Source organism: Streptomyces sp. NPDC018610 (assembly GCF_044391765.1).
Lineage (GTDB): Bacteria > Actinomycetota > Actinomycetes > Streptomycetales > Streptomycetaceae > Streptomyces.
On record NZ_JBISAL010000012.1, the window covers coordinates 281,629 to 290,420 of the forward strand.

Annotated in this window: 6 protein-coding genes; all 6 read left to right on the forward strand. The window is 73.0% G+C overall.

Features of this window, described 5'->3' with window-relative positions; genetic code table 11:
* Positions 1 to 64: 64 nt before the first annotated feature.
* On the forward strand, positions 65 to 1,726 hold the full coding sequence (locus tag ACH5A8_RS29420; protein ID WP_399006996.1) for a PucR family transcriptional regulator: 1,662 nt from the start codon (positions 65 to 67) through the stop codon (positions 1,724 to 1,726).
* A 250-nt stretch (positions 1,727 to 1,976) separates the two neighbouring features.
* The gene (locus tag ACH5A8_RS29425) at positions 1,977 to 3,422 is read left to right on the forward strand and encodes an aldehyde dehydrogenase family protein (RefSeq protein ID WP_399006997.1); all 1,446 of its coding nucleotides are present in this window, start codon (positions 1,977 to 1,979) and stop codon (positions 3,420 to 3,422) included.
* A 359-nt stretch (positions 3,423 to 3,781) separates the two neighbouring features.
* Positions 3,782 to 5,722, forward strand: a complete 1,941-nt coding sequence (locus tag ACH5A8_RS29430; RefSeq protein ID WP_399006998.1) for an acyl-CoA dehydrogenase family protein — start codon at positions 3,782 to 3,784, stop codon at positions 5,720 to 5,722.
* A 141-nt stretch (positions 5,723 to 5,863) separates the two neighbouring features.
* Positions 5,864 to 7,126: a 1-deoxy-D-xylulose-5-phosphate reductoisomerase gene (gene dxr, locus ACH5A8_RS29435; RefSeq protein WP_399006999.1), complete on the forward strand. Its 1,263-nt coding sequence runs from the start codon at positions 5,864 to 5,866 to the stop codon at positions 7,124 to 7,126.
* Positions 7,127 to 7,134: 8 nt separating this feature from the next.
* Complete coding sequence (locus ACH5A8_RS29440) at positions 7,135 to 8,427, forward strand: M50 family metallopeptidase (protein ID WP_399007009.1); 1,293 nt, start codon at positions 7,135 to 7,137, stop codon at positions 8,425 to 8,427.
* A gap of 169 nt (positions 8,428 to 8,596) precedes the next feature.
* A partial coding sequence (locus ACH5A8_RS29445; protein WP_359074581.1) for a flavodoxin-dependent (E)-4-hydroxy-3-methylbut-2-enyl-diphosphate synthase occupies positions 8,597 to 8,792 on the forward strand: 196 nt, incomplete at its 3' end.

The window sequence follows — 8,792 nt, forward strand, 5'->3', positions numbered from 1 at the left end:
TCGTTCATACGCGGCGGCCAAAACGTCACCAGGATCACTCGACCTCCGCAGACCTGAAGGCCTCATGCCCCCGACGCTCGCCTCGCTCGTCCACCATTCCGCGCTCAAGCTGACCGTGCGCGCGGGTGAGGACCGCCTCGACGTGCCCGTCCGCTGGGCGCACGTCAGCGAGCTCGCCGACCCCGTGCCGTACATGGAGGGCGGCGAGCTGCTGCTGATCACCGCGCTCAAACTGGACGCGGAGGACCCCGAGGCGATGCGCCGCTACGTGAAGCGGCTGGCCGGGGCCGGTGTGGTCGGACTCGGCTTCGCCGTCGGCGTCAACTACGACGAGATCCCCGCGGCGCTCGTCGACGCCGCCGAGAAGGAGGGGCTGCCGCTGCTGGAGGTGCCCCGGCGCACCCCGTTCCTCGCCATCAGCAAGGCCGTCTCGGCCGCCATCGCCGCCGACCAGTACCGGGCGGTCACGGCGGGCTTCGCGGCTCAGCGGGAGCTGACCCGCCAAGCCCTGAACGCGGGACCGGAGGGCCTGCTCGTCGCGCTCGCCGCGCAGGTCGACGGCTGGGCGGCCCTCTACGACGCCTCGGGCGCCGTCGTCGCCACCGCGCCGGAGTGGGCGACCCGCAGGGCCGCCCGGCTCACCGCCGACGTCGAACGGCTGCGCGACCGACCCGCGCCCGCCTCCGCCGTGGTCGGCGGCCCCGACACCGAGGACCGCGTCGAACTGCACTCCATCGGCACCGGCCGCCGCCCGCGCGCCGCGCTCGCCGTCGGCACCGCCGCACCGCTGGGCACCGCCGAGCGCTACGCCGTCCACTCCGCGATCGCCCTGCTCACCCTCACCACCGAACGCTCGCGCTCGCTGCACGCCGCCGAACAGCGGCTCGGCGCGGCCGTGCTGCGGATGCTGCTGGCCGGACAGCCCGACCACGCCCGCGCGGTCGCCGGGGACCTGTACGGCGGCCTGCTGGACGCGCCCTTCCGGATGATCGTCGCCGAGTCCGCGTCGGCCTTCGCCGCCCGGGCGCACGCCGACGGGCACGCCCGGGTGCAGACCGCCAAGCCCGCCCCGGCCGCCGTGCACGCGCCCCCGGGCGGCGACCCGCTCGCGGGCCTCGCCGAGATCGCCGAGGCGGCGGCGGCCCGCTCAGGGGAGGCGCTGCTCATCGTCCCCGACGGGGAGCGGCTGGTGGTGCTCGCCGGGGACGGCAGCGCGGCCGTCGCCGCGTGCGCGGAACACGCCGCCGCGCTGGAGGCCGCCCGCGCCGCGGCGCCGTCCGAGCAGCGGGCGGGCGAGGCGGACGAACTCGTCGTCGGGCTCTCCGCGCCGGCCGGCCCGATCGCGGCGGCCGCCGCCTACAAACAGGCCGAGCAAGCGCTGTCGGTGGCCCGGCGGCGCGGCCGGGTGCTCGTGGAGCACGAACAGCTGGCGTCGGGCTCCGTGCTGCCCCTGCTCGCGGACGACGCGGTACGGGCCTTCGCCGACGGACTGCTGCGGGCGCTGTACGAGCACGACGCGACCGGCCGCGGCGACCTGGTGGCCTCGCTGCGCGCCTGGCTCTCCCGCCACGGCCAGTGGGACGCGGCCGCCGCCGACCTGGGCGTGCACCGGCACACCCTGCGCTACCGGATGCGGCGCGTCGAGGAGATCCTCGGCCGCTCCCTCGACGATCCGGACGTCCGCATGGAACTGTGGCTGGCCCTCAAGGCGACCTCCCCGGAGTAGGGGACAGGGGCGACCGCGCCGGAACAGGGGAGCGGCAGGCAGGGGAGCAGCCCGGGGCCGCCTCAGCGGGGTGCGCCGAGGCCGCCCGCGCGCGGTGGCCGCCGGGCGGACCCGGCCGTACCTACGCCAAACCGGCGCACACCCGCCCCGCACTGCTCCACGCCGGACAAGCGCCGCCGGGCCGCCCCCGCCCTACCGTGGACGACGCAAGCAGACCACCCCCAACGCGGAAGGGCCGGGACTCGTCACAATGACTTCCACCACCGCCTTCTGGCTCGCCGGCCGCCAGGTCACCGGCGAGGCAACCTTCGACGTCACCTCCCCGTGGGACGGCCGGCTGGTCGGCACGGTCGGCGTGCCGACCGACGCCCAGGTCGAGGAGGCCGTGGCCGCCGCGCACGCCGTGCTGGACGAGTTCGCCGCCACCCCGGCCCACGTACGGGCCGCCGCCCTGGACCACGTCGGCAAGCGCCTGACCGAGCGCACCGAGGAGATCGCGCAGCTGATCTCCGCCGAGAACGGCAAGCCGATCAAGTGGGCGCGCGGCGAGGTCGGGCGCGCGGTGTCGGTGTTCCGGTTCGCCGCGGAGGAGGCCCGCCGGTTCAACGGCGGCGAGGCCCAGCGCCTGGACACCGACGGCGGCGGCCAGGGCCGTCTCGCCCTCACCCGCCGCTTCCCCAAGGGCGTCGTCCTCGGCATCGCGCCGTTCAACTTCCCGCTGAACCTGTGCGCGCACAAGGTCGCCCCGGCCATCGCCGCCGGCGTCCCGATCATCCTCAAGCCGGCCCCGGCCACCCCGCTGTCCGGTCTGATCCTCGGCGAGCTGCTGGCCGAGACCGACCTGCCGGCCGGCTCCTGGAGCATCCTGCCGGTCGCCAACGACAAGATGCCCGCCCTCGTCCAGGACGAGCGGCTGCCGGTCATCTCCTTCACGGGTTCCGAGACGGTCGGTTACGCGATCATGGACTCGGTGCCGCGCAAGCACTGCACCCTGGAGCTGGGCGGCAACGGCGCGGCCGTCGTCCTCGCCGACTGGGCGAGCGACGAGGACCTGGACTGGGCCGCGAACCGCATCGCGACCTTCTCCAACTACCAGGGCGGCCAGTCCTGCATCTCGGTGCAGCGCGTGATCGCCGACGCCGCGGTGTACGACCGGCTGCTGCCGCGCATCGTCGCCGCCGTCGAGGCGCAGGTCACCGGCGACCCGTCCGACCCGAAGACCGATGTCGGTCCGCTGGTCAGCGAGGACGCCGCCAAGCGCGTCGAGTCCTGGGTGGAGGAGGCCGTCGAGGCCGGCGCCGCCCTGCTCACCGGCGGCAAGCGCGACGGCGCCTCCTACGCGCCGACCGTCCTCGCCGACGTGCCGGCCGATGTGACGATCGCCTGCGAGGAGGTCTTCGGCCCGGTGCTGACCGTGCAGAGGACCGACGGCGAGGCCGAGGCGTTCGCCGCCGTCAACTCCTCCAAGTACGGCCTCCAGGCGGGCGTGTTCACGCACGACCTCCAGGTCGCCTTCCGCGCTCACCGCGCCCTCGAGGTCGGCGGCGTCGTCGTCGGCGACGTCCCCTCCTACCGCGCCGACCAGATGCCGTACGGCGGCGCCAAGCAGTCCGGCGTGGGCCGCGAGGGCGTGCGCTACGCGATGGACGACTACACCTACGAGCGCGTCCTGGTCCTGACGGGCCTCGCCCTGTAGGACCGACCCCGGTCGCCGAACGGCGGCCGGTGGACGACGACGGCCGGAGCCCGTGTGCGGGGGCTCCGGCCGTCGTCGTCCGCGCACCTCGGCGAGCGCCCGGCGGGCGGCGCCACCCGGGTCCCGGATCCCCCGTGCGGGCCCCGCACGCGAACGCGGGCGGACCCACGACTGGCCGGCGCGGCCTTCCCGCGTGATGCTGGACGAATCCGCTCCGCAGCCGAGGGGACGCGCACGGTGAACCGTGGGCGTCCGTGCGCGCGGGGTGGTGTGCCCGTCCCTGAACGGGTACATACGAACCGGTAGCACTGATCGGTAACGTACGCCCCCAGATCCCTATTCGCGGCGAGGTGAGCCTCATGTCCGCACCAACGACCAGGAAACCCACCGTCACCGAGCGCGAGGCGCGCGAGGTGGCGGAGGCCGCCCGGGAGCAGGACTGGCGCAAGCCCAGTTTCGCCAAGGAACTGTTCCTCGGCCGCTTCCGCCTCGACCTCATCCACCCGCACCCGCTCCCCGCCGACGAGGACGTGCAGCGCGGCGAGGAGTTCCTCGCCAAACTCCGCGACTTCTGCGAGACGAAGGTGGACTCGGCCCGGATCGAACGCGACGCGCGGATCCCGGACGACGTCATCACCGGACTCAAGGAACTCGGCGCCCTCGGCATGAAGATCGACACCAAGTACGGCGGTCTCGGTCTCACCCAGGTGTACTACAACAAGGCCCTCGCCCTGGCCGGCTCCGCCAGCCCCGCGATCGGCGCACTGCTCTCCGCGCACCAGTCGATCGGCGTACCGCAGCCGCTGAAGATGTTCGGCACCCAGGAGCAGAAGGACGCCTTCCTGCCGCGCTGCGCCCGCACCGACATCTCCGCGTTCCTGCTGACCGAGCCGGACGTCGGCTCGGACCCGGCTCGCCTGGCGACCTCCGCCGTCCCCGACGGCGACGACTACGTCCTGGACGGCGTCAAGCTGTGGACGACCAACGGGGTGGTGGCCGACCTCCTCGTCGTCATGGCGCGGGTGCCGAAGTCCGAGGGGCACCGCGGCGGCATCACCGCCTTCGTCGTCGAGGCCGGCTCCGAGGGCGTCACGGTGGAGAACCGCAACGCCTTCATGGGCCTGCGCGGCATCGAGAACGGCGTCACCCGCTTCCACCGGGTGCGCGTCCCGGCCGCGCACCGCATCGGCGAGGAGGGCCAGGGCCTGAAGATCGCCCTGACCACCCTCAACACCGGCCGCCTCTCCCTGCCCGCGATGTGCGCCGGCGCCGGCAAGTGGTGCCTGAAGATCGCCCGCGAGTGGTCCGCGGCCCGCGAGCAGTGGGGCAAGCCGGTCGCGCTGCACGAGGCGGTCGGCTCGAAGATCTCCTTCATCGCCGCCACCACCTTCGCACTGGAGGCCGTGCTCGAACTGTCCTCCCAGATGGCGGACGAGAACCGCAACGACATCCGCATCGAGGCCGCCCTCGCCAAGCTCTACGGCTCCGAGATGGCCTGGAAGATGGCCGACGAACTGGTCCAGATCCGCGGCGGACGCGGCTTCGAGACCGCCGCCTCGCTCGCCGCCCGCGGCGAACGCGCGGTCCCCGCCGAGCAGATGCTGCGCGACCTGCGCATCAACCGCATCTTCGAGGGCTCCACCGAGATCATGCACCTGCTGATCGCGCGGGAGGCCGTCGACGCCCACCTCTCGGTCGCCGGCGACCTCATCGACCCGGACAAGTCCCTCCAGGACAAGGCGAAGGCGGGCGCGAACGCGGGCGTCTTCTACGCCAAGTGGCTGCCCAGGCTGGTCGCGGGACCCGGTCAACTCCCCGGTGCTTATGCCGAGTTCCATCCGGCGGGCCATGTCGACCTGTCCCCGCACCTGCGCTACGTCGAGCGCAACGCCCGCAAGCTCGCCCGCTCCACCTTCTACGCCATGTCCCGCTGGCAGGGCCGGATGGAGACCAAGCAGGGCTTCCTGGGGCGCGTCGTCGACATCGGGGCCGAACTGTTCGCGATGAGCGCGGCCTGTGTGCGGGCCGAACTGCTGCGCGGCCGCGGCGAGCACGGCCGCGAGGCCTACCAGCTCGCCGACGCCTTCTGCCGCCAGGCCCGCATCCGCGTAGCCGAGCTCTTCGACCGTCTGTGGACCAACACCGACGACGTCGACCGCAAGGTCGTCAAGGGCGTCCTCGGCGGAGCCTACGAGTGGCTGGAGCACGGCGTCATCGACCCCTCGGACGACGGTCCGTGGATCGCCGAGACACCCCCCGGCCCGAGCGAGCGCAAGAACGTGCACCGCCCCATCCGCTGACCGCCCGCCCCGGCGGGGCCCCGCCGCCCCGGCGGGGCCCCGCCGCCACGGCGGGACCCCGCCGCCACGGCGGGACCCCGCCGGGACCCGCCCGGGGGACGCGCTGTCGGAAGACGGAGCCGGTGCGGCCACAATGGGGGGATGAGCGACAGTCCAGCCCCTCTCGCCGATCCGCACCTCGTCTTCGACTCCGTGGCCGGCAACGGCCCCAAGGACGTCGTGGTCCTCGGGTCCACCGGGTCCGTCGGCACCCAGGCCATCGACCTCGTGCTGCGCAACCCGGACCGCTTCCGGGTCACCGCGCTGTCCGCCAACGGGAGCCGGGTCGGCCTCCTCGCCGAGCAGGCCCGCCGGCTGCGGGTACGGACCGTCGCCGTGGCCCGCGAGGACGTCGTACCGGCCCTGCGCGAGGCGCTGGGCGCCGAGTACGGCGCCGGTGAGCCGCTGCCCGAGATCCTGGCCGGACCCGAGGCGGCCACCGAGGTCGCCGCCTCCGAGTGCCACACCGTCCTCAACGGCATCACCGGCTCCATCGGGCTCGCCCCGACCCTCGCCGCCCTGGAGGCGGGCCGCACCCTCGCGCTCGCCAACAAGGAGTCGCTCATCGTCGGCGGCCCCCTGGTCAAGGCCCTCGCCAAGCCCGGCCAGATCATCCCGGTCGACTCCGAGCACGCCGCCCTCTTCCAGGCCCTGGCCGCCGGCACCCGTGCCGACGTGCGCAAACTCGTCGTCACCGCCTCCGGCGGGCCCTTCCGCGGCCGGACCAGGGCCGAGCTGACCGACGTCACCGTGAAGGACGCCCTCGCCCACCCCACCTGGGCGATGGGCCCGGTGATCACCATCAACTCCGCCACCCTGGTCAACAAGGGCCTGGAGGTCATCGAGGCGCACCTGCTGTACGACATTCCCTTCGACCGCATCGAGGTCGTCGTGCACCCGCAGTCGTATGTCCACTCGATGGTCGAATTCACCGACGGGTCCACCCTCGCCCAGGCGACGCCCCCCGACATGCGCGGGCCGATCGCCATCGGCCTCGGCTGGCCCGAACGCATCCCGGACGCCGCGCCCGCGTTCGACTGGAGCACCGCGTCGACCTGGGAGTTCTTCCCCCTGGACCATGACGCCTTCCCCTCCGTCGGCCTCGCCCGGCACGTGGGCCGGCTCGCGGGCACCGCCCCGGCCGTGTTCAATGCGGCCAACGAGGAGTGCGTCGACGCGTTCCTGCGCGGCGCGCTGCCCTTCACCGGGATCATGGACACCGTGACACAGGTGGTCGAGGAACACGGCACGCCGGAGACGGGAACTTCCCTCACGGTCCCGGACGTCCTCGAAGCGGAGGCCTGGGCCCGCGCCCGGGCCCAGGAACTGACAGCGCAGACGGCGACCGCGGAGGCGCGTGCATGACGTCCCTGATGATGATCCTCGGCATAGTCGTCTTCGTGATCGGCCTGCTGGTCTCCATCGCCTGGCACGAGCTGGGGCATCTGTCCACGGCCAAGCTGTTCGGCATCCGGGTGCCGCAGTACATGGTCGGCTTCGGCCCGACGATCTTCTCGCGCCGGAAGGGCGAGACGGAGTACGGCATCAAGGCCGTCCCGTTCGGCGGCTACATCCGCATGATCGGCATGTTCCCGCCGGGCGACGACGGCCGGATCGCCGCGCGCTCCACCTCGCCCTGGCGCGGCATGATCGAGGACGCCCGCTCGGCCGCCTTCGAGGAGCTCGAGCCCGGCGACGAGAAACGGCTGTTCTACACCCGGGCCCCGTGGAAGCGGGTCATCGTGATGTTCGCGGGCCCCTTCATGAACCTGGTCCTCGCGGTCGCGCTGTTCCTCACGGTCCTGATGGGCTTCGGCATCTCGCAGCAGACCACGGCCGTCAGCTCGGTCTCCAAGTGCGTCATCGCCCAGAGCGAGAACCGCGACACCTGCAAGGCCGGCGACGCGCCCTCCCCGGCCGCCGCCGCGGGCCTCAAGGCCGGCGACCGCATCGTCTCCTTCGACGGTGTGCGGACCGACGAGTGGAACCGGCTCTCGGACCTCATCCGCGCCAACCCCGGCAAGGACGTGCCGATCGTCGTGGAGCGGGGCGGCCGGGACGTCACCCTGCACGCGAGGATCGCCACCAACCAGGTCGCCGAGAAGGACTCCAGCGGCCGGATCGTGGAGGGCAAGTACGTCGACGCCGGCTTCCTCGGATTCAGCGCCGCCACCGGCGTCGTCCGCCAGGACTTCGGCCAGTCCGTGACCTGGATGGGCGACCGTCTCGGCGAGGCCGTCGACTCCATCGCGGACCTGCCCGGCAAGATCCCCGCCCTGTGGGACGCGGCCTTCGACGGCGCTCCCCGCCAGCCCGACTCCCCGATGGGCGTGGTCGGCGCGGCCCGCGTCGGCGGCGAGATCTTCACCCTGGACATCCCGCCCACCCAGCAGCTGGCCATGGCCCTGATGCTGGTCGCCGGCTTCAACCTCTCCCTGTTCCTGTTCAACATGCTCCCGCTGCTGCCGCTGGACGGCGGCCACATCGCGGGCGCCCTGTGGGAGTCCCTGCGCCGCCGGCTGGCCAGGGTGCTGCGCCGGCCGGACCCGGGCCCGTTCGACGTGGCGAAGCTGATGCCGGTGGCCTATGTGGTGGCCAGTGTCTTCATCTGCTTCACCGCGCTCGTCCTGATCGCCGACGTCGTCAACCCCGTCAAAATCTCCTAGCCACCGAGCGTTCACGGCGGCCGGAGCGGACATCCGCCCGGCCGCCTTCCAACGAGTGGTTTGCCGGGTGGGATGTGCTGGGAGAGCGCCACGTACCGTAATCTCGAAGCCTGGAGCCCGCCGCTGAACGGGGCCGGACCTTGATCCACGACTTGGGGTTGCACAGCAGATGACTGCGATTTCTCTCGGCATGCCGTCCGTTCCGACCAAGCTCGCCGAGCGCCGCAAGAGCCGGCAGATCCAGGTCGGATCGGTGGCGGTGGGCGGGGACGCGCCGGTGTCGGTGCAGTCGATGACGACGACGCGTACGTCGGACATCGGTGCGACGTTGCAGCAGATCGCGGAGCTGACGGCGTCGGGCTGTC